This window comes from Streptomyces sp. NPDC101181 (genome assembly GCF_044767975.1).
Taxonomy (GTDB): Bacteria; Actinomycetota; Actinomycetes; order Streptomycetales; family Streptomycetaceae; genus Streptomyces.
The window spans coordinates 100,792-127,476 of sequence record NZ_JBIWOX010000002.1; the positions used below are offsets into that span (position 1 = coordinate 100,792).

Below are 26,685 nucleotides of genomic sequence, written 5' to 3' on the forward strand. Positions count from 1 at the left end.
GCCGACATTGTCCGGCAGCCGCCGCGGCCGTACCGCGCCGAGCCAGTGGACGCGGATCTTGCCCATGACGGGCTCGAACTGTGTGCAGTCCGGGCGTGAGGACCAGGGAGAGCGGGCGGCATCTGCCGTCCGCGCTGAGGTGAATCTTCGTGGTCAGGCCGCCGCGGGAACGGCCGAGTGCTTCGCCTGCCGCGCCGCCTCCGCCAGGATCAGGCGCCTGTGCGCGCAGGTGCACTGATCTTGGCAGGGGCCCTTTTGAGGCAGCCGGAGGTACTGGTGGCGGATTGGTCGCAGCGCCGGCGGCGTGCTGGTGGCCCGGACGGAAGTGGACTCGACGTTGATGTTCCAGTCGATGTCACCGCCTGCGTCGGCGATCGCCTGGGCGTGCTGAAGCAGCCGTTCCCAGGTGCCGTCGGCAGACCAGCGGCTGTGGCGTTTGTGAATGGTCTGCCACGGGCCGAAGCGAGCGGGCAGCTGACACCACTGACAGCCGGTACTCAACCGGTGAATGATTCCGTTGATTACCTGTCGGTGGTTCCGCCAGCGGCCGCAGCGGTTGTTGCTCTTGGGCAGCAGAGGCTCCAGCACTGCCCACTCGCATCGGTGAGATCCCCCCTGCTGAGCACGCCACTGCCTCCTCTTTCAGGCGGCGTTCGCGTCCGCGAGCTGGTCGGTGACGCTGCGAGGCTCGCGGCCCAGCAGCTCGGCGAGCAACGGATCGACTCCCGCGAAGCGGCCTTCGCGGGCGGCCTGGAAGGTGGTGAGCGTCATCCTCGCCATCGCCTCCGGAGTACCGGCGGCTGGCTTTGTTCACTTCCAGCGACCGCGTTTGTCGATCTGTTTCAGCAGCGGTTGGTGCTCAGCGTCGCGGTGAGTGTTCACGAAAAATGGTTCTGGCTCAGGTCTTGTGATCCGTGCACTGTGAGTGACGCCTGATACTGATCACTTGAGATCGCTGCGCCGGGATGACGTGCGGTTCATTACCGGCATCGTCGCCCCGCACGCCGCCGCCCACCCGAACGACAAACGGGTCCGCCACATCGTCGCCCAGCTCAACTACATTGAACCCATCCTCGACCGCCTCCCCGTTACGCCGCCCCAAGCCCTCCGAACCACCTGACAGCCATCACCGATTGTCACCCGAAACGGAGATCAACCCTCGCACCCCACCGGTCACACCCGGCCCAGCCGCACAACCCCGGAAACTGCACTTGCCATGGCCGCGCGGCCGGACCCGGTAAAGGGTAAATCTCAGGTTGTTTCTTCGCAGACCAGTGTCTCCGGGCGTGTGTGCCTGGTTCCGTTGACCTCGACCCATCCACTCACGTAAGCACACGCGGTGTTGGCCCCGGAGACGTAGATCCCGCCGGCGTAGGTGTCGTACAGGCCGGTGTCATTCCAGGACGTCGTCCACCCTGCATGGCGTAGACGAACCTCCATCCGGTGCTTTCCAGACCGATTGTCGTAGGTCTTCGCGCAGTACGTACCGCTACCGGCGCTGTCGTACCAAACCTGGATCTGAGCCACGTTGTCCGGGACCCCGATGGTCCTCACCAGGCTGCCCTTGCAGGGGCCATCGAACGGACCCGCGTACCCAGCCGGGGCTGCGGACGCGGTGCTCACCCCACTCAAGGTGACGCCTGCCGCGACCCCGAAGACCGCACCGGCGGACAGAAGACGACCTTTCGTCTTGGATATCTTGCTCACTGATCTTTCCTCCCAGATCGGAATGATGGTCCGGCCGGGCCGGTGGCGCCCGGCTCTGGGAATGATGAGCTGGCCCCTTCCGCGTCGACAACGTTTTAAGCGGTGCCTTAAACCCTCCCTGGGTTGAACCGCTGCTCTGTGAGCAGGGCAGTTCCCAAGGGGGTGATGAGGTGGAGAACGGACCCGCCCCGGCGCGTGCTGGTGATGAGACCCGCGTCCCGCAGGACCCGGGTGTGCTGGCTGGCGGCCGCCGCCGAGACACCGAGCCCACGGGCCAGCTCCGTCGTCGTGCAACTCCCCGTGGCCGCCAGGAGCGCGGCGGCTCGGGTGCGCCCCAGCAGGGAAACCAGGGCAGGATCGGGGACGCCGCCCGGGGTGGCCCACCCACCGGGTGCCAGCGGCTCACGAAGGGCGGGGACTATCAGTCTGGGCGGCCGCCCGGTGTCGAGCGGATCCCACAGGAAGCTCACGCCGTCAGGAGAGAAAACCGCCGGCGTGATGTCCAGGCCCCTGCCGCACAGATGAACGTCGGTCCGGCGCGGATAGGGTGCTTCCAGCACGGGCGGACACCACCGCGTCCCCGGGACACCGAGCGACCTCAACAACAGATCGACACCACCTTGAAGCACCAGCTCCGAGTAACGGGACGACAACGCGATCAGAGCGGACCGTGCCTGATTCCAGAACGGCTCGACGGCCAGTTGGTGCCAGCCGCGCACAGCCGCGGCGAACTCGAGCAGGGCTTCACGATCCCCGTCACGCAGACGTCGTGCCCACGGCGCGTGCGCGGGTCGGAATTCGATGCCGTCGAACTCCCTGTGCAGCCGGGGACGGGGAGTGGACAGCAAGTTGTCCACGGCATGGTCCACATCGGGCGGGTCACCCATCAGGGCCAGCACATCGAGCCCGGGGCCGCGCGCCGGGAGCAGCCAGGCGAGTGGACGCGTGTGTGGCCCCAGTCGCAGGGCAGCGGCCGCCCGCCACGCGTTGAGCAGGGGAGAGCTATGGGAGTCCCGCAGCATCTCCAGGCTGTGATACGTCTCCGCCGCCACCCCGAGTGTCGCGGCGACCCGCGTTCGTCTCAGGTCCTCCGACGTGAAGTGGATGCGTAACACCGTAAAACCTCCTTTGCGGTGCCCTCAGGCGTTCACCGGACCTCGTCTCGTCGACGTCGTCGCCGGTCATCGTCACTGCCCGGCTGGCCGTTGGCCGCCGCCAAGCGGCGGAGGCGAACTGGACCGGGACATCGACGCGATCCTGTCTGTCTGCTCCTGCCCTGTGCCACGGACCATCCTCGATGGGGCTGGGAAGCGCGACGCTGAGTGAAGTGGCCGCCGGACCCCGTAGCAGACGGGGTGCCAACTGCGCGTTCCGCTCAGGGAATCCGGTGGCCCGCCGGGCCCTGGGCGGGTGTACTCGGCTCCGATACCGGTGCGGGCTGGGTGCAGGTCTCACCCCCACGTCGATGGCAGGGTCACCGCCACTGGCACAGGACCGCCGACGACGTCCACCAGTCCGTCCGGAGCCGTTCCCCCGGCACCCTCGAAATTCAGCGCTCCACCGGTCAGCGTCGCGCCGGCGAAGGACACCGGGGTATCAGAGAGCCGCAGGTCGCCGAGGCGATGGGAGATCCCGGGAAGCCGCAGATCGGCGACGTCGCGGGATTCGCCGGGAAGCCGGAGCTCGCCGACGTTGCGGTGGGTGCCGGATACCGGAAGGTCGCCGAGGGATACGGGATTGCCGGAGAACTTCGCGCGTTCAAAGGTCACCGTGTCGCTGGTAAACGCCGCGCCGACGAAGGGCACATAGCCGCCGGAGAAGCCCGCCCCGCGGAAAGACACGAGATCGCTGGAGAACACCGCATCGTTGAAGCTCACCATGCCGCCGGTGAACATCGCGCCATTGAAAAGCACAGTATCGCCGGCGAACGTAGCGTGGCTGAAGCTCACGATGCCGTCGGGGAACGTCGCGCCGTCGAAAATCACCGTGGCGTCGGAGAACGTCGCGCCATTGAAGAACACGCTGGCGCCGCAGAACGCCGCGCCGCTGAAGTCCACCGTGCAGCCGGCAAACGCCGCGCCGCTGAGGTTCACCGTGCCGTCGGAGAACGCCGCATCGTGGAAGTTCATGTCGCCGTCGATGGTGACGCCGGTCAGGTCGAGGTCGCAGCCCTGCCAGGACCGGTGTGTTCCCCGCGGACGCCGGTAATGGTCGCCGATAAGACGCAGGATCGTGTGGCGGACCTTGCGCAGGGACAGGTAGAGGTGGTGTTCCTCCCTGTTGGCGTCGTCGCCTCCGGGGTCGGGGGTGAACGGGAGCTGGAGGTAGGCGCACAGGACGTCGATGCAGGTCTCGCGCAGGCTGCTGTCGGGGGCGTCGTCGGCGAGACCGGCCAGGGCGTGGACCGCGCCGAGCCGCACTGCGGGGGATTCGTCGCCGAGCTGGCCCACGGCCGTGGTGAAACGCTCGGTGTGCAGGCGGGTCGCTTCCCGGCGGGCACCTTCTTCATCCACGCGCTGGCGGCGGTAGGCCACCACCAGGGCGACCAGAGCGCCCGCGCCGGCGACCACGCCGAAGGACAGCGTCACCAGGTCGAAGAGGGTCTTCGCGTCGATACGGCGCTGAGGTTCGAGCCCTTGCACCGCGAGCAGTTCCCACCCGCTGTAGAAGACCCCCGCCGCCACCAGGATTGCCGCGGTGAAGGTCAGGACGAGGGCAGAGCCGACAGGCCACAGCCGCAGGCCACGGTCCCCCCTGCGCAGCGACGAAGCCCTCTTCATGACCACAAGGAAACACCAGATCGTCTGATCAGTTCCCCGGAACCTGACAACAGGACCCCGTCAGGAATCCCGGTGCGCTTGAGTGTGACCCCGGCTCATCCCTCAAGAGGTGTTCCTGGAGGGGGTTGCGGTTGCGGGTGAGCGGCGTTACGGGCCGTTGCAACGAAATCTCACGCTAATAGCGCGCGCTTACGGAGAAGTTGGTGTCCTGCCCGCCCGAACATCTGGCGCTTGAGCATCTTGATCCGGTTGACATGGCCTTCGACTGCGCCCGAACTCCAGGGCAGGGTAAGTCCGGTGATGACGGCGTCGCGGTCGCGGTCGATGCCGGCAGCAAGGGTATGGAGACTGGGCAGGTCGTCCTGCCGGACAGCTGCGAGCCAGTCCGGGAGCCGCTCGCCCCGGCGCTCGGTCAGCATGACGGCGAACGACCGAACATGGCGGGTGAGCGCGTCGATCTCCGGGCAGTGGGTGCGTACAGTCTTGAGCAGCAGTTGTTCGGCCTCGGGAAGAGCCTCCGGTCGCCGGAGAATCCATCCGGCGACCGTCCGGGGCGAGGGCGGCCGGGCGACCACCGGTCGCGGTGAGGTGCGCTTCTTGTGCAGGAAGGCGCGGACGCGCTGGTAGCTGCCCTTGTAGCCGAGCGGCACGATCTCCTCCCACAGCTTCCAGGCGTTGGTGCGGCCCTCGTTCCAGCGGTGCGGCCAGTTCGGGCTCGGGAAGCGCGTCCACCAGCCGAAGTACCGTGCTCCGGCTGACCGGCATGCCGAGCACGGAGGCCAGCCTGGACCCTGCCCGACCCGCCAGGGCGAGACCCACAACGGCCAGATCCGGGCGCAGCCTCTCGGTGCGCTGGACGTGCCGACGTGTCAGTCCCGCTATCTGCTCGACGAAGGTCCGGCGCGGGCACACCGGGCTTCGGCAAGCGAACCGACGGACCCGCAAACGAAGTATGACTCTTCGGCCCGCACTCGGAACATCCACAGGAAACCGCAGGTAGGACCCGTGAACCCGGTTCGACCAGACTCCGCACCCCGGACACTCGGCACCGTCCGCAGTGCAGCGGACATCGACACGGACTATCGCGATACTCACGTCCACCGACAGCACCTCGACGTCCGCCACCGACGGGAACAGCAGCTCCTTCAGCCGGAGCACGGCCTCTTCCACGGCTCCGAACTCTCGGCCCAGCCACCTCGTCCACGGACCAATTTCGGGCGACTTCGCGTACGACACGAAAGGGCCCGGCGGTCGTTCAGCGTCACCGCGTCACAGAAGTTCAGCCAGAACCCGAAAAACGACGGCGCTGTAGCTCTGCGGTGGCAAAATGCGGTGCGGGGTTCTGGTCCAGGTCTCACACTGCGGGCATGGATGAGGTCAGCGTTCCCACGGCCGTCGCGTCTTCGGCGCAGTCGAGCGAGCTACTGGGATATCCGCCTGAGGTGCGCTTGCTGATCGTCAACTGCGATGACTTCGGGATGTATCCAGCGATCAACGCCGCGGTGATCGAGTCGATCGAGGAAGGTATCGCCACCTCGTGCAGCCTGATGGTGCCGTGCCCAGGGGCGCCGCAGGCGATGAAACTGCTCAGCCAGAGACCGCAGATCCCGTTCGGGATCCACCTCACTCTGGTATGCGAAATGCCCGGTATCCCGTGGGGGCCGTTGAGCGACGGAGAACGGGTTCTCTCACTGCTGGACCCTGCGGGCGAGCTGTTCTCGCCGACACCGGCCGGCAGGGCGACCCTGCTCAGCCAGGCTCACCTGGATGAGATCGAACTTGAGTTCCGCGCCCAGATCGATGCCGTGGCCGACGCTGAGCTCACGCCGACCCATCTGGACTTCCACTGCCTGGCCGATGGCGGCCGCGACGACATCCTCGACCTGACCGTAGATCTGGCAGCGGAGTCCGGTCTCGCGGTCCGGATCTGGCTCGAACCCGGGCGCCAGGCCATGCGGAGCCGCCGGCTCCCGGTCACCGACAACGACTTCCTGGGCAGCTATTCCCTGGACCTCGAAGGCAAGGCGGCCCGGTACGCCCAGCTACTGCGGGACCTGCCTGCCGGGCTCAACGAATGGGCAGTTCATCCCAGCCTGGGTGACAAGGAATCGCAGACCGTCGACGGTGGCTGGCTCGTGCGCCGGACGGACTACGAGTTCCTGATCTCGCCGCAGGCACGTGAGGTTCTCCAGCAGGAGGACATAACCGTGGTCGACTACCGCACGATTCAGCGAGTCTGGTCCAAGACCGTCAGCCCTTGACGACCGATCGGGTCCTTGCGGCATGACCAGGACCTTTCACTAGGAGCACCCCGATGCTGCCCTGGCAAGTACCCCAGTGCTGTCGAAGCTCGTGAACATCACTGACGGCACTACTGGTGAATAAAGCCAATCGCGGCCACCGGGAAAACGTGTCGACAGACTCCCCGGTACCCGTAAAGGTGGTCGTCCATGGCGAGCAGTGAACTGTGGAGCCGAGAGACCGCCGACCGCTACGACGCCGAGGAGGCCGCGAACTCCTCGCCCGCCGTCCTCGGGCTGGCCCTCGACTTCCTCGCCGGACTCGCCGGTGGCGGCCGGGCCCTGGAGTTCGCCATCGGAACCGGGCGCGTGGGCGTGCCGCTGCGGGAGCGCGGCGTGCCCGTGACGGGCATCGAACTGTCCGAGCCGATGGCGGCGGTGCTCCGCCGCAAGGCCGACGAGGAGACGCTCCCGGTGGTCATCGGGGACATGGCCACGACGGTCGTCCCCGGGGACTTCACCCTCGTCTACCTCGTCTACAACACCATCTCGAACCTGCTCACCCAGGACGAACAGGTCACGTGCTTCGAGAACGCGGCCCGCCATCTGGCCCCCGGTGGCCGGTTCGTCGTCGAATTGGGCGTGCCGCCCCTGCGGTTCCTCCCGCCCGGACAGGTCGCGGTGCCGTTCGACGTGTCCGAGCGGCACCTCGGCTTCGACACCTTCGACTTGGTCGAACAGGTCCTGACCTCGCACCACTTCACCCGCGACGGCGACCATGGCTCCTACCGCCGCGCCAACTCCCGCCACCGGTACGCCTGGCCGGCCGAGCTGGACCTGATGGCCCGGATCGCCGGGCTGGAGCTGGAGAGCCGGGTCGCGGACTGGGACGGGGCGCCGTTCGGCCAGGACGCGGACAAGCACATCTCCGTCTGGCGCAAGCCGCTCTGATCCGGTCGGCCCGGACCCCACGGGACGGACCCGCCGCCCGCAGGACAAGCCCGGCCCCACGCACCGAGCCCGGCCGGTCAAGGCGGACCCGGCCCCACGCGCCGAGCCCCCTACCCGCGGGACAACCACGGGCAGGGGGCTCGGGAGCCGGAGCGAGGTGCGGCGGGCTACTTCTTCTTGCCCTGGTTCTTCACGGCCTCGATGGCGGCCTTCGCCGCGTCCGGGTCGAGGTACGTGCCGCCCGGCTTCAGCGGCGTGAAGTCGGCGTCCAGTTCGTAGGAGAGCGGGATGCCGGTCGGGATGTTCAGGCCCGCGATGTCCGCGTCCGAGATGCCGTCCAGGTGCTTCACCAGGGCGCGGAGGCTGTTGCCGTGTGCGGCGACCAGGACCGTGCGGCCGGTGAGGAGGTCGGGGACGATGTTGTCGAACCAGTACGGGAGCATCCGGACGACGACGTCCTTCAGGCACTCCGTGTCCGGGCGCACCTCCGGCGGGAGGGCCGCGTAACGCGGGTCGTCGAACTGGCTGTACTCGTCGTCGCGGTCCAGCGGCGGCGGCGGGGTGTCGTACGAGCGGCGCCACAGCATGAACTGCTCCTCGCCGAACTCGGCGAGCGTCTGGGCCTTGTCCTTGCCCTGGAGCGCACCGTAGTGGCGCTCGTTGAGGCGCCAGGAGCGGCGGACCGGGATCCACAGGCGGTCGGCGGACTCCAGGGCCAGCTGCGCGGTGCGGATCGCGCGGCGCTGGAGGGAGGTGTGCAGGACGTCGGGGAGCAGACCGGCGTCCTTGAGCAGCTCACCGCCGCGGACCGCCTCCTTCTCGCCCTTCTCGGTGAGGTTGACGTCCACCCAACCGGTGAACAGGTTCTTCGCGTTCCATTCGCTCTCGCCGTGGCGGAGGAGGATCAGCTTGTACGGTGCGTCGGCCATGGGTCCGAGCGTAATCGAACCCCCGTGGCCTCCGCGCGCCCGCCCGCGGGGCGGACAGGGCCCCGGGGCGGCGGTGTCCGGCGGGTGGCCGATTGACGGCGGGCGTCAATCCGGTGGCGGCCGGGGAGCCGGAGTTCGTAACGTTCGGAGAGTCGCCGGGAGTGTTACCCGCGGCGCTCTTTCCGTCCGTCCTGTGGGGGTATCCGTATGTCCGTGGCCGGGATCACCACAGCCGTCCGCGAGACCGTCTCCGGGCTGCCCCGGGCGTTCTGGTGGCTGTGGCTCAGCACCCTCGTCAACCGTCTCGGGGCCTTCGTCGCCACGTTCATGGCGCTGTATCTGACCCTGGACCGGGGGTACTCCGCCTCGTACGCCGGTCTCGTCGTCGCGGTCTACGGGCTCGGCGGGGTCATCTCCTCGCTGGGCGCGGGGGTGATGACCGACCGGCTCGGGCGGCGGCCCACCATGCTCGTCGCGCAGTCCTCGACGGCGGTGTCGGTGGCGCTGCTCGGGTTCGTGCGGGACCCGCTGGCGATCGCGGCGGTGGCGTTCCTCGTCGGCATGGCGAGCAATGCCTCGCGCCCCGCCGTCCAGGCGATGATGGCCGACATCGTCGATCCGAAGGACCGGGTCCGGGCGTTCTCGCTGAACTTCTGGGCCATCAACCTCGGTTTCGCGATCTCGTCCACCGCGGCCGGGTTCATCGCCGAGTACAGCTACCTCGCCGGTTTCCTCGGCGAAGCCCTGATGACCCTGATGTGCGCCGTCGTCGTCTTCGTGAAGGTGCCGGAGTCCCGGCCGCCGCAGACGGCCGCCCGGTCCGCCGACGGCAAGCGGGCCAAGGACGAGGTGCGGCTGACCACCGTGCTGCGCGACGGGCGGTTCATGGGTGTGGTGGGGCTGTCGTTCCTGGTGGCGCTGATCTTCCAGCAGGGGTACGTGGGGCTGCCGGTGGCCATGGTGGAGGACGGGCTCACCAGCTCCGACTTCGGCACCGCCATCGCCGTCAACGGTCTGCTGATCGTGGTGCTCCAGATCCCCGTCACCCGCTTCATCCAGGACCGGGACCCGCGGCGGCTGCTGATCATCTCCTCGGTGCTCGCCGGGTACGGATTCGGGCTGACCGCGTTCGCCGGATCGGTCGCCCTCTACACGCTGACCGTGTGCGTCTGGACCCTCGCCGAGATCGTCAACGCGCCCACCCAGACGGGGCTGGTCGTCCAGTTGTCGCCCGCCCACGGCCGGGGCCGCTACCAGGGCATGTACACGATGTCCTGGTCGGTGGCGGCGCTCGTCGCCCCCCTGATGTCCGGTTTCGTGATCGACCGCTACGGCGCGGCCTGGCTCTGGGGGACCTGCGCGGCGATCGGTACGGTCGCCGGGCTTGGCTACTGGCTGCTGATGCGCGACCTGCCACGCGAGCGGAGCGGCGGCGGGACCGTCGTGCCCGAGCCGGCGCCCGTGCCCCCCGAGGCCCGCCCGGACCAGGCGGAGCCGGTGCCCGGTGACGCGCTGGGGGCGTCGGCCGCGGAGGGCGGGGCCGCGCGGGGGCGGGCGGCGGTGGAGCGCGCCGTCTGACGTGGGGCCGGGCTGTCCGGTACGCGTACGGCGTCCGCCCGGTGCTGCTTCCACCGGGCGGACGCCGGGTGCCCCGGGTCCGTACGTGCGGGTCAGCCGGAGCAGCCGCCGCACTGGCACGGCGCACCGGACTGGCAGCCGCACCCGCAGCCCGAGCCGCAGCCGCAGGCGCCGAGCACGGTCGGGCGCACCACGTCGGTCGGGGTCTCGCGCTGGGGGTCGCTCGTGGGGGATTCGGCCATGGTCCCTCCTCAGGGCATACGGCGGGGCGGCCGTCGGCATGGTGCGCCGCCCCCGCCCCATTGCATGCCCAGCCCGGCGGGCGCATCAACGGCGCACGCGCGCAGGAACGTATGTGCGACGCGCGTACGCCGTCGGCGAACCGGCCCGGAGAGTGCGCCGGGACCTAAGCCTCCTCCGAACCCGCTCCGGAGGGTGCGGACCTACGCCCCCTCCACCGGGGGCACCGACTGGAGCTCGCTCGCGTGCTCGCCCGTCACCAGGTAGACGACGCGCTTGGCGACCGACACCGCGTGGTCGGCGAAGCGCTCGTAGTAGCGGCCCAGCAGGGTCACGTCGACGGCCGTCTCGATGCCGTGCTTCCAGCGGTCGTCCATCAGGTGCTGGAACAGCGTGCGGTGCAGCAGGTCCATCTCGTCGTCGTCCTGCTCCAGCTGGAGCGCCAGGTCGACGTCCTTGGTGATGATGACCTCGGCCGCCTTGGCCATCAGGCGCTGCGCGAGCTGGCCCATCTCCAGGATCGTGGCGTGCAGGTCCTGCGGGACCGCCGACTGCGGGAATCGCAGCCGGGCCAGCTTCGCCACGTGCTGGGCGAGGTCCCCCGAGCGCTCCAGGTCGGCGCTCATCCGCAGCGAGGTCACCACGATGCGCAGGTCCGTCGCGACCGGCTGCTGGCGCGCGAGGAGTGCGATGGCGCGGGCCTCCAGGTCGTGCTGGAGATCGTCGACCTTCTGGTCTCCGGCGATCACGCTCTCCGCCAGTGTGAGGTCGGCGTCGAGCATGGACGTGGTCGCCCGCCCGATCGCCGAGCCGACCAGCCGGGCCATCTCGACCAGGCCTTCTCCGATCGAATCGAGTTCCTCGTGGTAAGCGTCGCGCATGGAAGTCCCTCTCCAGTTCCAACTGAGGCCGGGGTCTCGGACCGACCCCCACGGTTACACGGTGGGGGCGTTACGCGTCCGGATCCAACCCCCTAAGTGAACCGGTACCCACCCCTCGGTGAACTCTGGGCGACGAGTGTTCGAGATGGCACTCGGACGGCTGGGAGAGTGTCCGCGCACCCGCATAACCTTGAAGCATGGACGTGAACGCGGCAGTCGCCGCAGCTGCGGCGATAGCCGGTCTTCTGACCGGTGTCATCGCCATGCTGGCGTTCCGCTGGAGCGAGCGCGACCTGAAACAGCCCACGCGTACCTCGCTGCGGCCGGACAGCAACGCCGCCCTTCCCCCCGGAGTGGACACCGTCCTCTCCGTACTCAGCTCCTCCGCCGTCGTCCTCGACGAGAGCGACAACGTGGTCAAGGCCAGTTCCGCGGCGTACGCCCTGGGCCTGGTCAGGGGCGGCCGGCTGGCCGTCGAGCCGATGCTCACCATGGCCCGGGACACCCGGCGCGACGGCGAGATACGCCAGGGCGAGCTGGACCTCCCCCGGCGGGGCACCGGCCGGGGGGACACCCTCGCCGTCTCCGCCCGGGTCGCCCCGCTGGGCTCGCGCCTCGTGCTGCTGCTGGTCGAGGACCTCACCGAGGCCCGCCGGATAGAGGCGGTGCGGCGCGACTTCGTCGCCAACGTCAGCCATGAGCTCAAGACGCCGACGGGAGCGCTCTCGCTGCTCTCCGAAGCGGTCATGGACGCCTCCGACGACCCGGAGGCGGTGGAGCGGTTCGCCGGGCGGATGCAGATCGAGGCCACCCGGCTGACCAACCTGGTCCAGGAGCTCATCGACCTCTCCCGGGTGCAGAACGACGACCCGCTGGAGTACGCCGAGCCGGTCAGCGTGGAGACCCTGATCGACGAGGCCATCGACCGCTGCCGCCAGCAGGCAGGCTCCAAGCAGATCACCATGGCCTCCGCGGGCGCCGACGGCCTCACGGTCTGGGGCAACCGCGGCCAGCTCGTCGGCGCGCTCGGCAACCTCGTCGAGAACGCCGTCAACTACAGCCCCGCCCGCACCCGCGTCGGCATCGCCGCCCGGCGGCTGTCCTCGCCCGGCGGGGACCTCATCGAGATCGCCGTCACCGACCAGGGGATCGGCATCTCCGAGAAGGACCGCGAACGGGTCTTCGAACGCTTCTACCGCGTCGACCCGGCCCGCTCACGGGCCACCGGTGGCACCGGTCTCGGCCTCGCCATCGTCAAGCACGTGGCCGCCTCGCACGGCGGGGAGGTCACCGTCTGGAGCTCCGAGGGACAGGGCTCCACCTTCACCCTCCGGCTGCTCGAATCGGGCGTCGTGAGGGAGCGCACCAACGGCGGACCGCTTATCGTCAACGGCGACGACGAGAGGCCGTTCGAGACCGCAACTTTTGAACCCTTCCCCGCCCCGGAGGCTCTTCCGTGACCCGAGTGCTTGTCGTCGAGGATGAGGAATCCTTCAGCGACGCCCTGTCCTACATGCTCCGCAAGGAGGGCTTCGAAGTCGCCATCGCGGCGACCGGGCCCGACGGCCTGGACGAGTTCGAGCGCAACGGCGCCGACCTGGTCCTGCTCGACCTGATGCTGCCGGGCCTGCCCGGCACCGAGGTCTGCCGCCAGCTGCGCAGCCGTTCCAACGTCCCGGTGATCATGGTCACCGCCAAGGACAGCGAGATCGACAAGGTCGTCGGGCTGGAGATAGGGGCCGACGACTACGTCACCAAGCCCTTCTCCTCCCGTGAGCTGGTCGCCCGGATCCGCGCGGTGCTGCGCCGCCGCGGTGAGCCGGAGGAGGTCACTCCGGCCGCCCTGGAGGCGGGCCCGGTCCGGATGGACGTGGACCGGCACGTGGTCACCGTCTCCGGCGGCAAGGTCGACCTCCCGCTCAAGGAGTTCGACCTGCTGGAGATGCTGCTGCGCAACGCGGGCCGTGTGCTGACCCGGATGCAGCTCATCGACCGGGTCTGGGGCGCGGACTACGTCGGCGACACCAAGACCCTCGACGTCCACGTCAAGCGCCTGCGCGCCAAGATCGAGCCCGACCCGGGCGCCCCCCGGTACCTCGTCACGGTCCGGGGACTGGGGTACAAGTTCGAGCCGTAAACCGGCCGCAGATGGCCGATGCCCGATGGCCTGTGGGCGACTGGCGGGCCGATGGCTGCTGCCCGATGGCCGTGCTTCAGCGGTCGCCGGGAACGCCCCGGTTCCGGACCGAACGCCCCGGCTGCCGGAGCCAGCCCTGAAGGCCCGAAGGCCGCCGTACGCGGCCCGGCGCGCGCGGAAACGTCCGACGCGACCACCTGTAGGGGCGCCTCCCGCCGAGGACGCGCCCCTACAGGCCGTCGTACGCCTGCGGGTCAGCCGGCGGCGGGCGGCGAGGCGGCGTCGCCGGTGTCCTGCGCGCCCTGTGTTCCCGCGCCGTCCTGGGCGCCGGTGCCGCTCTCGGTGCCCTCGGCGCCCGGCGTCCCGCTCTCGGACGCGCCCGGGGTCCCGGACTCGCCGGACGGCGTTCCCGAGGGGGTCGCGCTCGGCTTCGGCGAGGGCGCCTCGGCCTTCGGGCTGGGGCCGAAGTCCTTGAAGAAGCCCTCCGCCGGGAAGACGCTGGCGCCGAGGCCGACGTCACCGGTCCGGCTCAGCTTGAAGACGACCTGCTGCACGCCGCCGTTGCTCGCGGCCTCGCCGCCCTGCTCGATCACGGCGGAGGCGTTGCCCTTGCCGCCGAGGACGAGCTGCCCGCCGGCCGGGATCACGAGGGGGCCGTTGCCCTTGGCGGGCTGGAGCTTCACCTGGACATCGCTGCCGGGCAGCGTGACGGCCTCCAGCACCTCGCGCTCGGTGCCGTCGTTGAACAGCGTCGCGGCGACGACCGCCGAGCCCCCGGACCCGCCCTCGGGCTCGGTGAGGACGTTGGCGTTCTGGACCTTGATGGAGCCGACCGAGGTGGCCGCGTTGTCCGGCCTGACCTTGAGCGTCTCCGCGCTGTTGCCCGCGGCGCAGGCGGACAGCGTCACGATCGAGAACGCGGTGGCGGTGGCGGCGAGAGCGCCGTGTCGAAGGCTGCGGCTCACGGCGGCGGCAACTCCTTGAACGAGTCGGACTGCGGGCTTCGTACGTCGAGCCGACCCTCCCGGGAGCGGCGGCGTTGAGCAGTGACGTAAAGCCGCCCTAAGGGTGTGTCAGCGGCCTTAGGCTACCGAGCCGCCGCACCCGGCCCGCACCCGACCCGCCCCTACGCGTTCCGCCTGTTCCCCCGGCGCCGCCGTGACGCGTCCGGAGGGGCGTCCTCCGCCGCCGGAGGGACGTCCTCGACGGGCCGGGGGACGGACCGGAGGGCGGGGCCGGGGGAGGCGCCGACCGTACGGGAGCGCGCGGCGCCGAGACCGTCACGCGGTCTGCCATCCGGCCCACCGGCCGGTCCGCCACCTGGCACGCCGACCGGATCTACCGGCCGGTAAGTCAGCGGCGAAGTCATGTGCCGTTCACATAATCCGGGTGATCCTTTCTTCCGGCCGCCGTCACTTTCCTGAAAAGCGCCGCGGGAAGATCGCTCGCCGAGGCTTGGCTTGATCAAATGCATTGCGCCCGGACGCATGCACCCGTACGGGTGGGCGAGCGCCGAACGCGGCACGGAATGATCGTCATCCGCAAACCGACAAAACGGGACTTTCGTCCTCTTCCGGAGGGCTTGAGGGTGGTGTGACGAGGGCGTTTCGGGCCGGGCGCACAGTGGCTCCGACCTGCGAATACCGCCTTCCGGAAGGCTCCCGCAGCACGTTCGTGTTGCTGTTGTCAAGCCCCGAGATATGCCCTGACCTGCGAAAACGCCATTCAGGAGAGTCGATTCTCGTGTTACTCTGGATAGCCACGGAAGGGGTACCTGTCACATGACGTTCAAGGTTGGCGACACCGTGGTCTATCCCCATCACGGGGCCGCGCTGATCGAGGCTATCGAAACTCGCCAGATCAAAGGCGTGGACAAGACCTACTTGGTGCTCAAGGTCGCCCAGGGCGACTTGACGGTTCGTGTGCCGGCGGACAATGCGGAGTTCGTGGGCGTGCGCGACGTGGTCGGGCAGGACGGGCTGGACCGGGTCTTCGAGGTGCTGCGCGCACCGTATGCCGAAGAGCCGACGAACTGGTCCCGGCGTTACAAGGCAAATCTCGAGAAACTCGCCTCCGGCGATGTCATCAAGGTCGCCGAAGTCGTGCGCGACCTGTGGCGTCGGGAGCGTGAGCGCGGTCTCTCCGCCGGAGAGAAGCGCATGCTCGCCAAGGCCCGCCAGATCCTGGTGAGCGAACTCGCTCTCGCGGAGAACACGAACGAGGACAAGGCCGAGGCCCTGCTCGACGAGGTCCTCGCGTCCTGAGGCCGGGTCACACCGGTTGAGCTGAACCCGGGTCGCACCGGCCGAGACCGGCTCGCGCCGGTCGGAGACCTACCGGTGAGTTCGGCCGGATGAATGTGCTGCGGTGCCCGCTGACCAGTCGTTTCATACTGTGTCGTCGGGCGCTGCGGCATGTTCGGACCTCGAACTGCCCGCCCCGGAGGGACCGTGAGGCGAGACTCGCTTCACGTACGCCTGATCTTTCCCGCCGGATCGTCCGATGGTCCTCACCGCTCCGCACCGTCGAGCGCGCGCGAAACCGTGTGTGCGTCCGTACGAGCCGGGTGGCGACGTGTCCTCCCCGACCCGGGTGTCACGGAAGGGGCCCGGTTCGAGTGAGGGGCGTCCCGCCCGGCTCGCTGGGCCCCTACCCACGTGTCCCGGGAAGGCAAACCCGGGAAGACGAACCTGCCCGGCCTTCGGACTTTCCTCCGTACCTTCTTCGTCCCCTCGGAGCGCAACCGATGTCATCGACGCCACCCCCGGCCGACCGGCCACGTCCGCCCCGCACGGCCGCGGTGATCCCCGCGGCCGGTCGCGGGGTGCGGCTCGGGCCGGGGGCGCCCAAGGCCCTCCGTGCCCTCGGCGGCACGCCCATGCTGATCCACGCGGTCCGTGCCATGGCCGCCTCCCGGGCGGTCTCGCTCGTCGTGGTCGTCGCCCCGCCGGACGGCGCGCCCGAGGTGAAGCACCTCCTCGACGAGCACGCGCTGCCCGAGCACACCGACTACCTGGTGGTGCCGGGCGGCGACACCCGGCAGGAGTCCGTGGGGCTCGGCCTGGACGCGCTGCCGGAGGACGTCGCCGTCGTCCTCGTCCACGACGCCGCCCGCCCCCTGGTGCCGGTCGACACGGTCGACGCGGTGGTCGGGGCCGTACGGGGCGGGGCGCCCGCCGTCGTCCCCGCACTCCCGCTCGCGGACACCGTCAAGGAGGTCGAGCCCGCCGGGGTCCCCGGGGAGCCGGAACCGGTGCTCGCCACCCCCGTACGGGCCAGGCTGCGCGCCGTGCAGACGCCTCAGGGCTTCGACCGGGACACGCTGGCGCGGGCCCACGCCGAGGTCGCGCTCGACGGGGAGGGCGCCACGGACGACGCGGGCATGGTGGAGCGCCTCGGCGCCCCGGTGGTCGTCGTCCCCGGCCACGAGGAGGCGTTCAAGGTGACCCGGCCGCTCGACCTGGTGCTGGCCGAGGCGGTACTCGCCCGCAGGAGGGCCCACGATGGCTTCTGAGCATCCCGGGGCCCCGCGCCCCGCCGCCCCCGTCGTCCCGCTCGTCGGGATCGGCACCGACATCCACGCCTTCGAGGAGGGCCGCGACCTGTGGTGCGCGGGCCTGAAGTGGGAGGGGGAGGGCCCCGGTCTCGCCGGGCACTCCGACGCCGATGTCGTCGCGCACGCCGCCTGCAACGCGCTCTTCTCCGCCGCCGGTCTCGGCGACCTCGGGCAGCACTTCGGCACCGGCCGCCCCGAGTGGTCCGGTGCCGCGGGCCTCACGCTGCTCACCGAGGCCGCCCGGATCGTCCGCGCCGAGGGCTTCGAGATCGGGAACGTCGCGGTCCAGGTCGTCGGCGTCCGCCCGAAGATCGGCAAGCGGCGCGAGGAGGCGCAGCAGGTGCTGTCCGCCGCGGTGGGCGCCCCGGTCTCGCTCTCCGCCGCCACCTCCGACGGGCTCGGCTTCACCGGCCGGGGCGAGGGCATCGCCGGGATCGCGACCGCGCTGGTCTACCGCACCGGCTGACCACCGGGCCCGGCCCCGGCGGACTCGTATCGTCGGCCCGGTTTGGCCGACCACCGAGACCGGGCCCGCGGACCGCGCCGTCGGCCTGGCCCCTGCGGACCGCACCGCCGGGGCCGGGCCTCCTGCACATCGGTTGCACGTACGCTGTAGCTGCAAGCGATGTGCGGCATGAGGCGGGAGTGGTTTCCGGTGACCAGCGCGACCACGGTGACGGCAGGGCCGTCGCAACCGTCGAGGCCGTCGCGACCGTCGGGGCCGCTCCCCGGCCGGACCGACGCCGACCCGGGCCGCGAGGCCGCCGGATACGTGCTGCGTACCGCCACCGCCGCCGACCTCGGCGGGGCGCGGGCCGTGATGCTCGACACCGTCTACCGCGACCTGAGGTCCGGTTACGTACCCCGCTGGCACAGCGACATCATCGATCCCGAGGCCGCCTACCTGCGCCCGGAGCGCTGCACCCTGCTCGTTGTCGAGCACCGCGGCGAGATCGTCGCCACCGGGGCCGTACGTGACCGGGGGCCGCAGGCGCCGCCCAATCCGCGATGGGTCGCCGACCGCTTCCCGTCCGGGACCACCGCCCAGCTCTGCCGGATCTACGTCCGCCCCGAGCACCGTCGGCACGGGGTGGCCCGGCGGCTCGTGCGGGAGCTGACGGAGTTCGCCGTACGGGCCGGTGGCTACGAGGCGCTGTACCTGCACACCGACCCCGCCGTGCCGGGGGCCGAGCCCTTCTGGCGTTCGCTGGCCCACGAGGTCTGCGACGAGCGGGAGCTGCCGGGCGGCGGACAGGGGATCGTCCACTTCGAGCTGCCGATGCCGACGCCGGTGGAGAGCCCCGCGCCGTCGCCGCAGCCGGTCCCCGCCGGTACCCCCGCCGATTAGATGGCAATCGTTTTCACATAAGGTCGCCCTCATGCACACGCCCCGCCGCCTCCACCGCGCCGCGCTGCCGCTCGCCGCGACCGCGCTCCTGGTCACCGCCGCCACCGCCTGCACCTCCTCCGGAGGGACGGGCGGCTCCGGCGGCGACCAGCGGCTGAGGGCGGCCCTGGCCTTCCCGCCCGCCCAGGCCATGTCGCCGTACGGGGACGACGCCGTCATCCTCAGCCGCCTCGCCGTCGTGGAAGGGCTCACCCGGCTCGACGAGAACGGCGAGGCGAAGCCCGCCCTGGCGACCGCCTGGAAGCGTGACGGCGCGACCGCCTGGGAGTTCACCGTCCGCCGGAACATCGCCTTCCAGGACGGCGGCACGCTCGACGCCGCCGCCGTGGTCCGCTCGCTGACCGCCGCCCAGGGGGCCTCGCCGAAGCCCCGCGTGCTCTCCGACGCCACGCTCACCGCGACGGCCCCGTCCCCCGGCACCGTACGGATCACCACGAAGGACGCCGACCCGCTGCTGCCCCAGCGGCTCGCCAACCCCGCGCTGAGCATCCTGTCCGCCGCCGCGTACGGAAAGGGCGGCGGCGGCAAGGTGAACCCCGCCGGGCACGCCACCGGCCCCTTCACCCTCACCGAGGTCAACGGCGCGGTCAGCGCCACCCTGGAGCGCAACGACACCTACTGGGGCGACAAGGCGAAGGCCCCGGGCGTGGACGTGAAGTTCGTCGCCGACGGCACCGCCCGCGCCAACGCGCTGCGCACCAAGGCCGTCGACATCGCCGAGTACGTCCCCATCTCGCAGGCGTCCCTGCTCGGCGACGGCATGGTCCACGAGTTCCCGTCCGCCCGCACCAACGGCCTCTCCCTCAACACCGAGCGCGGGGTCTTCGCCGACCCGGCGATGCGCGCCGCGGCCCGCGAGGCCATCGACGCCAAGGCCCTGGTCGACGGCGTCTACGAGGGCCGCGCCGACACCGGGCGGGGGCTGCTGGGACCCGGTGTCCCGTGGGCCGCCGACCTGCGTACCGCGCCCACCGGCCGGGCGAAGGCCGCCACCCCGGCCGAGGTGCGTAGGACCGGGCAGATCGTGCTGGGCACCTACACCAACCGGCCCGAGCTGCCCGAGGCCGCCACCGTCGTCCAGCAGCAGCTGGAGAAGCGCGGGTTCACCGTCAAGCAGGTCGTGCGCGACTACGCGCAGATGGAGGCGGACGCGCTCGCCGGGAAGTACGACGCGTTCATCCAGGCCCGCAACACCCTGCTGGACACCGCCGACCCGGTCTCCTACCTCACCTCCGACTTCACCTGCGACGGCAGCTTCAACATCACCCAGCTCTGCGCGAAGCCCGTCGACACCGCCGTCGCCCAGGCCGCCTCCCTGGCCGGCACCGACGCCCGCCACCGTGCCGAGATGACGGCCGAGGCCGCGATCCTCGGCTCCGACGCCCTCGTCCCGCTCGTCCACGAACGCTTCGTCCAGGGCTACGACGAGGCCCGCGTCCGGGGCGTCGCCCTCGACCCGATGGAGCGCACCCTCATCACCGCCGACACACGCGTCGGGTGACCTGGTGAAGCACCTCGCCGGACGGCTCGGGACCCTTCTGACCGTCGTCGCGGTGATCGGGCTGCTGCCCTGGCTGACCCGGACCGACCCGGCCCGCACGATCCTGCACGCCCGGTACGCCGACCGCGCCCCGACCCCCGAGACCCTCGCCGCGATCCGCGCCGAGACCGGGCTCGACGGCGGGCCGTCGCACGTGCTGGGCGGCTGGCTCGGCGGACTGTTCCGGGGCGACCTGGGGGAGTCCTGGGTCTCCGGGCAGCCCGTGGGGCCCGACGTCCTCGCCGCCCTCGGCAACTCCCTCACCCTGATGGCCGTCTCGCTCGCCGTCGCCCTGCTGCTCGCCCTCGCCCTGAGCGCGGCGACCCTGCGGCGCGGGGCCGCGCGCCGGATCGTGCGGGTGCGCGCCGGCGTGGGCGCGGCGGTGCTGGCCGCGCTGCCGGAGTTCCTGCTCGCCGCCGTGCTGGCGACCGTGTTCGCCGTGCACCTGGGGTGGTTCCCGGCGCTCGGCTGGGGCGCCCCCGGCCAGCTCGTGCTGCCCGCACTCGCCATGGGCGTCCCCGCCGGGGCGCTGCTGGGGCGGCTGCTCGACGACGCGCTGCCCGGGGCGTTCGCCGAACCCTGGGCGAAGGCCGCCGCCGCGAGCGGGATGCCGGGCCGGACCGTCGTCCGGCACGCCCTGCGCCGTACGCTGCCGGGCCTGCTGCCCCAGCTCGGCCTGGCCGCGGTCGGCCTCACCGGCGGGGCCGTCGCCGTCGAGACGCTGTACGCGATCCCCGGCCTCGGCGGCACGGCCCTGGCCGCCGCCCTCGCCCAGGACCTGCCCGTCCTCCAGGCGGCCGTCCTGATGCTGCTGCTCCTCGGCCTCGCCGCCGGGCTCCTGTCCCGCCTCGCCGTCCGCGTCCTGCTCGGCCCCGCGCTCACCGAGCGCGCCCTGCCCGCCCTCGTCGCGCCCCGGCTGCCCGGCCGCCGCGCGCTCGCCGTCGCCGCCCTCGTCCTCGGCGCGCTGCTCGTCGCGGTCACCGTCGCGGGACTCCTGCGCGACCCGCTCCACGTCGACACCGCCGCCCGCCTCGCGGGCCCCTCCGCCGCGCACCCCTTCGGCACCGACAACCTCGGCCGCGACGTCCTCGCCCGCCTCGGTCACGGGGCGGCCCGTACCGCGCTCGCCGCCGTCGCGGTCGGCGCGGTCACCCTGGTCCTCGGGCTGCTCCTCGGAGCGTTGCGCGCCGGGGCGCTCACCGAGACCGCGAACGCGCTCCCCGCCGTCCTCGCCGGACTCGTCGCCGCGGGTATCGCCGGACCGGGCCCCTGGGGAGCGGCCGCCGCCGTCGCGGCTGTCGCCTGGGCCCCGCTCGCCGCGCACACGGGCGCGCTGCACGCCCAGGAGAAGGCGGCCCCGCACCTCGCCGCCGCCGTCGCCCTCGGCGCGGACCGGGCCCACCTGCTGCGCCGTCACGTGCTGCCCGGGGTCCTGCCGCCGGTAGTCCGGCACGCCGTCCTGCGTGTCCCGGCCGTCGCGCTGGCCCTGGCCTCCCTCGGCTTCCTCGGCCTCGGCACCCAGGCGCCCGCGCCGGAGTGGGGCCGGATGCTGTCGGAGAACATGCCGTACGCGGAACGGGCCCCCTGGGCCGTCCTGGCCCCGGCCGCCGCCCTCGCGGTCCTGGGCGCGCTGACGGTCCTGACCTCGGCCGCCGTGCGCGGGCGCACCCCGGCGGGCCCGAGGAGCGTCCAGTGATCCGGCCCGCACCCCCGGCCGTACGGGGAGGCCGCGCGGACATCCCCACCGCCCCGGTCCCGGCCCGGAAGGGCCGACTCCGCTCCCGGCCCCGGCTCGCGAGCGCCCCCACCCCGTACCTGCGGCTGCTCACCGGCACCCAACTCGCCTTCAACATCGGCTTCTACGCCGTCCTGCCCTACCTCGCCACCCACCTCGGCAGCGGCCTCGGCATGGCGGGCTGGCTCGTCGGACTCGTCCTCGGGCTGCGCACCTTCAGCCAGCAGGGCCTGTTCGTCGTCGGGGGCGCGCTCACCGACCGGTACGGCCCGCGCCCCGTCGTACTCGCGGGGTGCGGGCTGCGGATCGCCGGGTTCGGCTGGCTCGCGTACGCCGGTTCCCCGGCCACCGTCATCGCCGCCGTGCTCCTCATCGGCTTCGCGGCCGCCCTGTTCTCCCCGGCCGTGGAGTCCGAGGCCGCCCGCGAGGCCGTCCGGCACGAACGGGACACCGGCGAACCGCGCGCCCACGTCCTCGCCCTGTTCTCCGCCGCCGGACAGGCCGGGGCGTTCCTCGGACCCCTGCTCGGCTCCCTGCTCCTGCTGCTGGGCGGGGGCTTCCGTGCGGCCTGCCTGGCCGGGGCCCTCGTCTTCGTCGCCGTGCTCGCCGGGCACGCCCGCCTGATGCCGCGCGCCGACGCCGTACGGGAGCGCGAACGCCCCCGGGACGAGCCCCCGAGCGCCGGTCCGGCCCTCGCCCCCGGCACCGTTCCCGTCCCGGGGCGGGCGGAACCGGACCCGCACGCCGCCACCCGTCCGGCCCAGCCGGGGCGCTCGTCCTGGCGTGCCGTCTTCGTCAACCGTCCGTTCCTGCTGCTCTGCCTCGCGTACGCCACCTATCTGGTCGCCTACAACCAGCTCTACCTCTCCCTGCCCGCCGAGGTGGAGCGGGCCACCGGATCGCAGACCGCCCTCGGCTGGCTCTTCGCGCTGTCCTCGCTGCTCGTCGTCGTCGCCCAACTGCCGCTGACTCGCTGGTCCGCGCGCCGCGTCGCCCCGCGCACCGCGCTGATCACCGGCCTTGTGACCGTCGCCGCCGCCTTCGCGGCCGTACCGCTCACCCCGGACGGGCCGGGGGGACTGCTGCCCGGCGCGGCGCTGGTCGTCCTGCTGACCGTGGGCCAGATGCTGCTGGTGCCCGCCGCCCGGGGCCTGGTCCCGGACCTGGTCGAGGACCGGTGCCTCGGGCTGGCCACCGGCGCGCTCTCCTCCGTGTCCGGGCTCGCCGTCCTCGGGGGCAGCGCGGCCACCGGCGCCCTGCTCGGGGCGCCCGCGCCGGTCCTGTGGGCGGTGCTCGCGGCGGTCCCGCTGACCGGCGCGGCCCTGGCGTGCGCGCTTCCGGCGGGGCGCGCGGGGAACGGGTGAAGGGGCGGGAAGCAACCGCGGAAGCGCAGAGTTACGGGGTAGAAGCACCGGACCGGCCGGGGCCACCGGCACCGGCCGCAATCACGTGCCCGACCGGAACCACCAGAACTACCGGAACTGCCCGCAACTGAACGCAATCACGGACCGACCGGGGCCACCGGACCGGAACCACACCGGCCGCCGGCCGGGCCCCGCAGGGAACAGGAGGACGTACGCATGACCGCCGCACTCTCCCCCGAGCTGAAGAACCTGCTCGACACCCCCGTCTTCGTCAACATCGCCACCATCCAGCCCGACGGAAGCCCCCAGGTCTCCCCGGTCTGGGTCAAGCGCGACGGCGACGACGTGCTGATCTCGACCACGGTCGGCCGCCGCAAGGAGAAGAACCTCCGCCGCGACCCCCGCGTCACCGTGGTCGTCCAGCCGTTCGACGCCCCCTACAGCTACGCCGAGATCCGCGGCGAGGCGACGCTGACGACGGAGGGCGGGCAGGAGCTGATCGACGAGCTGTCGGTGAAGTACACCGGTAAGCCCTACGCGGAGTTCAACTCCAACGCGGCCGAGGACGACCCGCGCGTGGTCGTCCGGATCTCCCCGCGCAAGGTCGTCGGCAGCATCTGAGCCCCGTACCGGACGTCCCCGTACGACCGCCGCGACCGGCACAGGGCGCCCCGGAGGACCGGAACGGGCATCCTCCGAGGCGTCCCGCAGGACCCGGACAGCACGCTCCGGGGGCCCCGCAGGACCGGAACGGCACCCTCCGAGGCGTCCCGTGCGGCGTGAAAACGCTTTCCGGGGCGCCCCGGGCCGTGCCGGTACCAGAAAGTTGTCCCCGCGATCCCGAAGGGTCGCGGGGCACTGGTGTCGGCCTACTACCCTTGAGGCGTGACTATTCGCCTGCACGACACCAGCGCCCGGCAGATCCGTGACTTCGTCCCGCTCACCGCGGGCTGTGTCTCGATCTACCTCTGCGGCGCCACCGTGCAGGCGGCACCGCACATCGGCCACATCCGCTCGGGCCTGAACTTCGACATCATGCGCCGCTGGTTCGCCTACCGCGGCTACGACGTCACGTTCATCCGGAACGTCACCGACATCGACGACAAGATCATCGCGAAGTCCGCCGAACAGGGCCGCCCCTGGTGGTCGATCGGCTACGAGAACGAGCGCGCGTTCAACGACGGCTACGACGTCCTCGGCTGCCTGCCGCCCACCTACGAGCCGCGCGCCACCGGGCACGTCCCCGAGATGATCGAGATGATGCGCGGCCTGATCGAGCGCGGCCACGCCTACGAGTCCGACGGCAACGTCTACTTCGACGTGCGCTCCCTCCCCGGCTACCTCTCGCTCTCCCACCAGGAGCTGGACGACCTGCGCCAGCCCTCCGGCGAGGGCGAGACCGGCAAGCGCGACCCGCGCGACTTCGCCATGTGGAAGGCCGTCAAGCCGGGTGAGCCCAGCTGGGAGACCCCGTGGGGCCGCGGCCGTCCCGGCTGGCACCTGGAGTGCTCCGCGATGGCCCACAAGTACCTGGGCTCCGCCTTCGACATCCACGGCGGCGGCATCGACCTGGTCTTCCCGCACCATGAGAACGAGATCGCCCAGGCCAGGGCGTACGGCGACGCGTTCGCCAACTACTGGGTGCACAACGGCTGGGTCACCATGTCCGGCGAGAAGATGTCGAAGTCGCTCGGCAACTCCGTCCTCGTCAGCGAGATGGTCAAGCACTGGCGCCCCATCGTCCTGCGCTACTACCTCGGCACCCCGCACTACCGGTCGATGATCGAGTACAGCGAGGAGGCCCTGCGCGAGGCCGAGTCCGCGTTCGCCCGGATCGAGGGCTTCGTCCAGCGCGTCACCGAGAAGGCCGGGGAGAACGTGCCCCCCGCCGCCGAGGTGCCGCCCGCCTTCGCCGAGGCGATGGACGAGGACCTGGGCGTCCCGCAGGCGCTGGCGATCATCCACACCGCCGTCCGCCAGGGCAACAGCGCCCTCGCCGCCGACGACAAGGAGGCGGCCGTGGCCCGCCTCGCCGAGGTCCGGGCCATGCTCGGCGTCCTCGGTCTGGACCCGCTCGACGCGCAGTGGGCGGGCGAGGGCGACCGGGGCGAGGATCTGCACGGCGTCGTCGACACCCTCGTGCGCCTGGTCCTCGACCAGCGCCAGTCGGCCCGCGCCCGTAAGGACTGGGCCGCCGCCGACGCCATCCGCGACCAGCTCAACCAGTCCGGCCTCGTCATCGAGGACAGCCCCACCGGCCCCCGCTGGACGCTGGGACCGCGCTGAGCACCCCGTCGGAACAGCGCGAATGTGCCGCCCGGCGCGCCGGGCGGCACACTTTCCTCATACGTACGTACGTCTGAAAGCAACGAAACAGGTAGATCATGGCCGGGAACAGCCAGCGCAAGAACCGCCGCACGTCCAACAAGAAGGGCGCGCAGGTCGGCAGCGGTGGCAACCGGCGCCGTGGCCTGGAGGGCAAGGGCCCCACCCCGCCCGCCTCCGCCCGCAAGGGACACAAGAAGAACCGCGTCGCCAACGCCCAGGCCAAGCAGGCCGCCGCCCGCCGCCCGGCTCCCCGGCGCGGCGGCGTCAAGGGCACCTCGGAGATGGTCGTCGGCCGCAACCCGGTCTACGAGGCGCTGCGCGACGGGGTCCCCGCGGTGACGCTGTACGTCCAGCAGTTCATCGACAACGACGAGCGCGTACGTGACGTGCTCAAGCTCGCGGGCGACCGCGGCACCATCAACCTGATGGAGGCCCCGCGCCCCGAGCTGGACCGCATGACCAACGGCCTCAACCACCAGGGCCTGGTCCTCCAGGTCCCGCCGTACGAGTACGCGCACCCCGACGACCTGGTCGTCGCCGCGCACGACAACCACGAGGACCCGCTGATCGTCGCCCTCGACGGGGTGACCGACCCGCGCAACCTCGGCGCGATCGTCCGCTCGGTCTCCGCCTTCGGCGGCCACGGCGTCGTCGTCCCCGAGCGCCGGGCGGCCGGGATGACCGCCGGGGCGTGGAAGTCCTCGGCCGGCACGGCGGCCCGCACCCCCGTCTCCCGGGTCACCAACCTGACCCGCGCGCTGGAGGGCTACCAGAAGGCGGGCCTCACCGTGGTCGGCCTGGCCGCCGACGGCGAGCACACGGTGGAGGACCTGGAGGCGCTGGACGGTCCGGTCGTCATCGTCATCGGCAGCGAGGGCAAGGGCCTCGGCCGTCTCGTCGGCGAGACCTGCGACTACCGGGTGCGGATCTCCATGCCGGGCGGCGCCGAGTCGCTCAACGCCGGTGTCGCCGCGGGCATCGTGCTGTACGAGGTGGCGCGCCGCCGCGGCTGAGGGCTGTCCCGTCATCCCCGGTGGATCAGCGCGCGGCGTCGGATGCGGTGCGTCGCAAGGCGGAGGGACGTCCGCATACTGGATGTATTCGGGCGTTCCGACAACGCGGCGAGGTGCCGTAGCTGTCGTCGTGCGCCCGCCGGGGATTAGCGGGACAGCCCTTAGGGCTCGTCGTTCGGCGTCGCGCGCGTCAACGGGCTCGTCCGCCGGGCGAGTTGACGCGCGAACGCCGAACATCCATCCAGGATGCCCGAGTTTGGCCTGATCTTGACGGGTCTCGGACACATCCCGTGCGGTC

26 protein-coding genes and 1 pseudogene are annotated in these 26,685 nt (G+C 71.5%); 16 read left to right on the plus strand and 11 right to left on the minus strand.

The features are described from left to right. Nucleotides 1-153: 153 nt before the first annotated feature. Both ACIRRU_RS04050 and ACIRRU_RS04055 read right to left on the minus strand, forming a co-directional pair. On the minus strand, nucleotides 154-588 hold the full coding sequence (locus ACIRRU_RS04050) for a transposase (RefSeq protein WP_403675873.1): 435 nt from the start codon (nucleotides 586-588) through the stop codon (nucleotides 154-156). A gap of 54 nt (nucleotides 589-642) precedes the next feature. Further along, a complete protein-coding gene (locus ACIRRU_RS04055; protein ID WP_403675876.1) occupies nucleotides 643-780 on the minus strand; it encodes a hypothetical protein in 138 nt (45 codons plus the stop codon). Between the two features lie 166 nt (nucleotides 781-946). Here ACIRRU_RS04055 and ACIRRU_RS04060 point away from each other — a divergent pair, with 166 nt between their 5' ends. Continuing rightward, a complete protein-coding gene (locus ACIRRU_RS04060; protein ID WP_403677051.1) occupies nucleotides 947-1,120 on the plus strand; it encodes a hypothetical protein in 174 nt (57 codons plus the stop codon). A 131-nt stretch (nucleotides 1,121-1,251) separates the two neighbouring features. On the opposite strand, the gene ACIRRU_RS04065 is transcribed toward ACIRRU_RS04060, so the two are convergent. The 5 genes and pseudogenes from ACIRRU_RS04065 to ACIRRU_RS04085 all read right to left on the minus strand — a co-directional run. Further along, nucleotides 1,252-1,707, minus strand: coding sequence for a hypothetical protein (locus tag ACIRRU_RS04065; RefSeq protein ID WP_403675879.1), 456 nt, complete (start codon nucleotides 1,705-1,707; stop codon nucleotides 1,252-1,254). Between the two features lie 107 nt (nucleotides 1,708-1,814). Continuing rightward, nucleotides 1,815-2,822 carry a winged helix-turn-helix domain-containing protein gene (locus tag ACIRRU_RS04070; RefSeq protein ID WP_403675882.1) on the minus strand — a complete coding sequence of 336 codons (1,008 nt, stop codon included), beginning with the start codon at nucleotides 2,820-2,822 and terminating at the stop codon, nucleotides 1,815-1,817. A gap of 336 nt (nucleotides 2,823-3,158) precedes the next feature. Beyond that, the gene (locus ACIRRU_RS04075) at nucleotides 3,159-4,487 is read right to left on the minus strand and encodes a pentapeptide repeat-containing protein (RefSeq protein WP_403675885.1); all 1,329 of its coding nucleotides are present in this window, start codon (nucleotides 4,485-4,487) and stop codon (nucleotides 3,159-3,161) included. Nucleotides 4,488-4,657: 170 nt separating this feature from the next. Beyond that, nucleotides 4,658-5,137, minus strand: a complete 480-nt coding sequence (locus ACIRRU_RS04080; RefSeq protein ID WP_403675887.1) for a transposase — start codon at nucleotides 5,135-5,137, stop codon at nucleotides 4,658-4,660. A gap of 325 nt (nucleotides 5,138-5,462) precedes the next feature. Beyond that, nucleotides 5,463-5,723: pseudogene (locus ACIRRU_RS04085) on the minus strand (hypothetical protein); the annotation flags it as partial. A gap of 131 nt (nucleotides 5,724-5,854) precedes the next feature. Between ACIRRU_RS04085 and ACIRRU_RS04090 the strand changes: the two are divergent. Together ACIRRU_RS04090 and ACIRRU_RS04095 are read left to right on the plus strand one after the other, a co-directional pair. Then, nucleotides 5,855-6,748 carry a polysaccharide deacetylase family protein gene (locus ACIRRU_RS04090; protein WP_403675890.1) on the plus strand — a complete coding sequence of 298 codons (894 nt, stop codon included), beginning with the start codon at nucleotides 5,855-5,857 and terminating at the stop codon, nucleotides 6,746-6,748. 189 nt (nucleotides 6,749-6,937) lie between these two features. Continuing rightward, entirely contained in the window at nucleotides 6,938-7,678 is a 741-nt protein-coding gene (locus ACIRRU_RS04095) for a class I SAM-dependent DNA methyltransferase (RefSeq protein WP_403675893.1), read from the plus strand. Nucleotides 7,679-7,845: 167 nt separating this feature from the next. On the opposite strand, the gene ACIRRU_RS04100 is transcribed toward ACIRRU_RS04095, so the two are convergent. Beyond that, nucleotides 7,846-8,607: a phosphoglyceromutase gene (locus tag ACIRRU_RS04100; protein ID WP_403675896.1), complete on the minus strand. Its 762-nt coding sequence runs from the start codon at nucleotides 8,605-8,607 to the stop codon at nucleotides 7,846-7,848. A gap of 207 nt (nucleotides 8,608-8,814) precedes the next feature. On the opposite strand from ACIRRU_RS04100, the gene ACIRRU_RS04105 reads away from it, so the two are divergent. Then, a complete protein-coding gene (locus ACIRRU_RS04105) occupies nucleotides 8,815-10,185 on the plus strand; it encodes an MDR family MFS transporter (RefSeq protein WP_403675898.1) in 1,371 nt (456 codons plus the stop codon). Nucleotides 10,186-10,277: 92 nt separating this feature from the next. Here ACIRRU_RS04105 and ACIRRU_RS04110 read toward each other — a convergent pair whose 3' ends face one another. Together ACIRRU_RS04110 and phoU are read right to left on the minus strand one after the other, a co-directional pair. Beyond that, on the minus strand, nucleotides 10,278-10,427 hold the full coding sequence (locus ACIRRU_RS04110; protein ID WP_363203836.1) for a hypothetical protein: 150 nt from the start codon (nucleotides 10,425-10,427) through the stop codon (nucleotides 10,278-10,280). 201 nt (nucleotides 10,428-10,628) lie between these two features. Next, a complete protein-coding gene (gene phoU / locus ACIRRU_RS04115) occupies nucleotides 10,629-11,306 on the minus strand; it encodes a phosphate signaling complex protein PhoU (protein WP_363203835.1) in 678 nt (225 codons plus the stop codon). A 197-nt stretch (nucleotides 11,307-11,503) separates the two neighbouring features. Here phoU and ACIRRU_RS04120 point away from each other — a divergent pair, with 197 nt between their 5' ends. Together ACIRRU_RS04120 and ACIRRU_RS04125 are read left to right on the plus strand one after the other, a co-directional pair. Further along, nucleotides 11,504-12,766, plus strand: coding sequence for an ATP-binding protein (locus ACIRRU_RS04120; RefSeq protein WP_363203834.1), 1,263 nt, complete (start codon nucleotides 11,504-11,506; stop codon nucleotides 12,764-12,766). Next, on the plus strand, nucleotides 12,763-13,443 hold the full coding sequence (locus ACIRRU_RS04125; RefSeq protein ID WP_003968183.1) for a response regulator transcription factor: 681 nt from the start codon (nucleotides 12,763-12,765) through the stop codon (nucleotides 13,441-13,443). Before ACIRRU_RS04120 ends, ACIRRU_RS04125 begins: the two co-directional genes overlap by 4 nt. Before the next feature lie 254 nt (nucleotides 13,444-13,697). Here the strand turns inward: ACIRRU_RS04125 and ACIRRU_RS04130 are convergent, their stop codons facing one another. Then, complete coding sequence (locus ACIRRU_RS04130; RefSeq protein WP_403675903.1) at nucleotides 13,698-14,408, minus strand: DUF461 domain-containing protein; 711 nt, start codon at nucleotides 14,406-14,408, stop codon at nucleotides 13,698-13,700. A gap of 816 nt (nucleotides 14,409-15,224) precedes the next feature. On the opposite strand from ACIRRU_RS04130, the gene ACIRRU_RS04135 reads away from it, so the two are divergent. The 10 genes from ACIRRU_RS04135 to rlmB all read left to right on the plus strand — a co-directional run bounded on the left by ACIRRU_RS04135 (nucleotide 15,225) and on the right by rlmB (nucleotide 26,387). Next, nucleotides 15,225-15,707: a CarD family transcriptional regulator gene (locus tag ACIRRU_RS04135; RefSeq protein WP_003953493.1), complete on the plus strand. Its 483-nt coding sequence runs from the start codon at nucleotides 15,225-15,227 to the stop codon at nucleotides 15,705-15,707. A gap of 482 nt (nucleotides 15,708-16,189) precedes the next feature. After that, nucleotides 16,190-16,957 (plus strand): 2-C-methyl-D-erythritol 4-phosphate cytidylyltransferase, encoded by a 768-nt coding sequence (gene ispD / locus ACIRRU_RS04140; protein WP_403675906.1) that lies wholly within the window; start codon nucleotides 16,190-16,192, stop codon nucleotides 16,955-16,957. Further along, nucleotides 16,947-17,465: a 2-C-methyl-D-erythritol 2,4-cyclodiphosphate synthase gene (gene ispF / locus ACIRRU_RS04145; protein WP_403675909.1), complete on the plus strand. Its 519-nt coding sequence runs from the start codon at nucleotides 16,947-16,949 to the stop codon at nucleotides 17,463-17,465. The genes ispD and ispF overlap by 11 nt, the downstream gene beginning before the upstream one ends. A gap of 189 nt (nucleotides 17,466-17,654) precedes the next feature. Next, nucleotides 17,655-18,347 carry a GNAT family N-acetyltransferase gene (locus ACIRRU_RS04150; protein WP_403675912.1) on the plus strand — a complete coding sequence of 231 codons (693 nt, stop codon included), beginning with the start codon at nucleotides 17,655-17,657 and terminating at the stop codon, nucleotides 18,345-18,347. Between the two features lie 31 nt (nucleotides 18,348-18,378). After that, a complete protein-coding gene (locus ACIRRU_RS04155) occupies nucleotides 18,379-19,908 on the plus strand; it encodes an ABC transporter substrate-binding protein (protein ID WP_403675915.1) in 1,530 nt (509 codons plus the stop codon). 4 nt (nucleotides 19,909-19,912) lie between these two features. Continuing rightward, nucleotides 19,913-21,643 carry an ABC transporter permease subunit gene (locus tag ACIRRU_RS04160; protein WP_403675918.1) on the plus strand — a complete coding sequence of 577 codons (1,731 nt, stop codon included), beginning with the start codon at nucleotides 19,913-19,915 and terminating at the stop codon, nucleotides 21,641-21,643. 119 nt (nucleotides 21,644-21,762) lie between these two features. Continuing rightward, complete coding sequence (locus ACIRRU_RS04165; RefSeq protein WP_403676961.1) at nucleotides 21,763-23,046, plus strand: MFS transporter; 1,284 nt, start codon at nucleotides 21,763-21,765, stop codon at nucleotides 23,044-23,046. Between the two features lie 216 nt (nucleotides 23,047-23,262). Continuing rightward, the gene (locus ACIRRU_RS04170; RefSeq protein ID WP_403675921.1) at nucleotides 23,263-23,667 is read left to right on the plus strand and encodes a PPOX class F420-dependent oxidoreductase; all 405 of its coding nucleotides are present in this window, start codon (nucleotides 23,263-23,265) and stop codon (nucleotides 23,665-23,667) included. A gap of 264 nt (nucleotides 23,668-23,931) precedes the next feature. Then, nucleotides 23,932-25,332, plus strand: a complete 1,401-nt coding sequence (gene cysS / locus ACIRRU_RS04175) for a cysteine--tRNA ligase (protein WP_363203826.1) — start codon at nucleotides 23,932-23,934, stop codon at nucleotides 25,330-25,332. A 98-nt stretch (nucleotides 25,333-25,430) separates the two neighbouring features. Continuing rightward, entirely contained in the window at nucleotides 25,431-26,387 is a 957-nt protein-coding gene (gene rlmB / locus ACIRRU_RS04180) for a 23S rRNA (guanosine(2251)-2'-O)-methyltransferase RlmB (RefSeq protein WP_363203825.1), read from the plus strand. Nucleotides 26,388-26,685 lie beyond the last annotated feature (298 nt).

Bases quoted from the DNA above. Each gene is read 5' to 3' on its own strand.
- ACIRRU_RS04055 (WP_403675876.1), bottom strand. From the start codon at position 780: ATGGCGAGGATGACGCTCACCACCTTCCAGGCCGCCCGCGAAGGCCGC.
- ACIRRU_RS04075 (WP_403675885.1), bottom strand. From the start codon at position 4,487: ATGAAGAGGGCTTCGTCGCTGCGCAGGGGGGACCGTGGCCTGCGGCTG.
- ACIRRU_RS04090 (WP_403675890.1), top strand. From the start codon at position 5,855: ATGGATGAGGTCAGCGTTCCCACGGCCGTCGCGTCTTCGGCGCAGTCG.
- ACIRRU_RS04095 (WP_403675893.1), top strand. From the start codon at position 6,938: ATGGCGAGCAGTGAACTGTGGAGCCGAGAGACCGCCGACCGCTACGAC.
- ACIRRU_RS04100 (WP_403675896.1), bottom strand. From the start codon at position 8,607: ATGGCCGACGCACCGTACAAGCTGATCCTCCTCCGCCACGGCGAGAGC.
- ACIRRU_RS04105 (WP_403675898.1), top strand. From the start codon at position 8,815: ATGTCCGTGGCCGGGATCACCACAGCCGTCCGCGAGACCGTCTCCGGG.
- ACIRRU_RS04110 (WP_363203836.1), bottom strand. From the start codon at position 10,427: ATGGCCGAATCCCCCACGAGCGACCCCCAGCGCGAGACCCCGACCGAC.
- phoU (WP_363203835.1), bottom strand. From the start codon at position 11,306: ATGCGCGACGCTTACCACGAGGAACTCGATTCGATCGGAGAAGGCCTG.
- ACIRRU_RS04120 (WP_363203834.1), top strand. From the start codon at position 11,504: ATGGACGTGAACGCGGCAGTCGCCGCAGCTGCGGCGATAGCCGGTCTT.
- ACIRRU_RS04135 (WP_003953493.1), top strand. From the start codon at position 15,225: ATGACGTTCAAGGTTGGCGACACCGTGGTCTATCCCCATCACGGGGCC.
- ispD (WP_403675906.1), top strand. From the start codon at position 16,190: ATGTCATCGACGCCACCCCCGGCCGACCGGCCACGTCCGCCCCGCACG.
- ispF (WP_403675909.1), top strand. From the start codon at position 16,947: ATGGCTTCTGAGCATCCCGGGGCCCCGCGCCCCGCCGCCCCCGTCGTC.
- ACIRRU_RS04155 (WP_403675915.1), top strand. From the start codon at position 18,379: ATGCACACGCCCCGCCGCCTCCACCGCGCCGCGCTGCCGCTCGCCGCG.
- ACIRRU_RS04170 (WP_403675921.1), top strand. From the start codon at position 23,263: ATGACCGCCGCACTCTCCCCCGAGCTGAAGAACCTGCTCGACACCCCC.
- rlmB (WP_363203825.1), top strand. From the start codon at position 25,431: ATGGCCGGGAACAGCCAGCGCAAGAACCGCCGCACGTCCAACAAGAAG.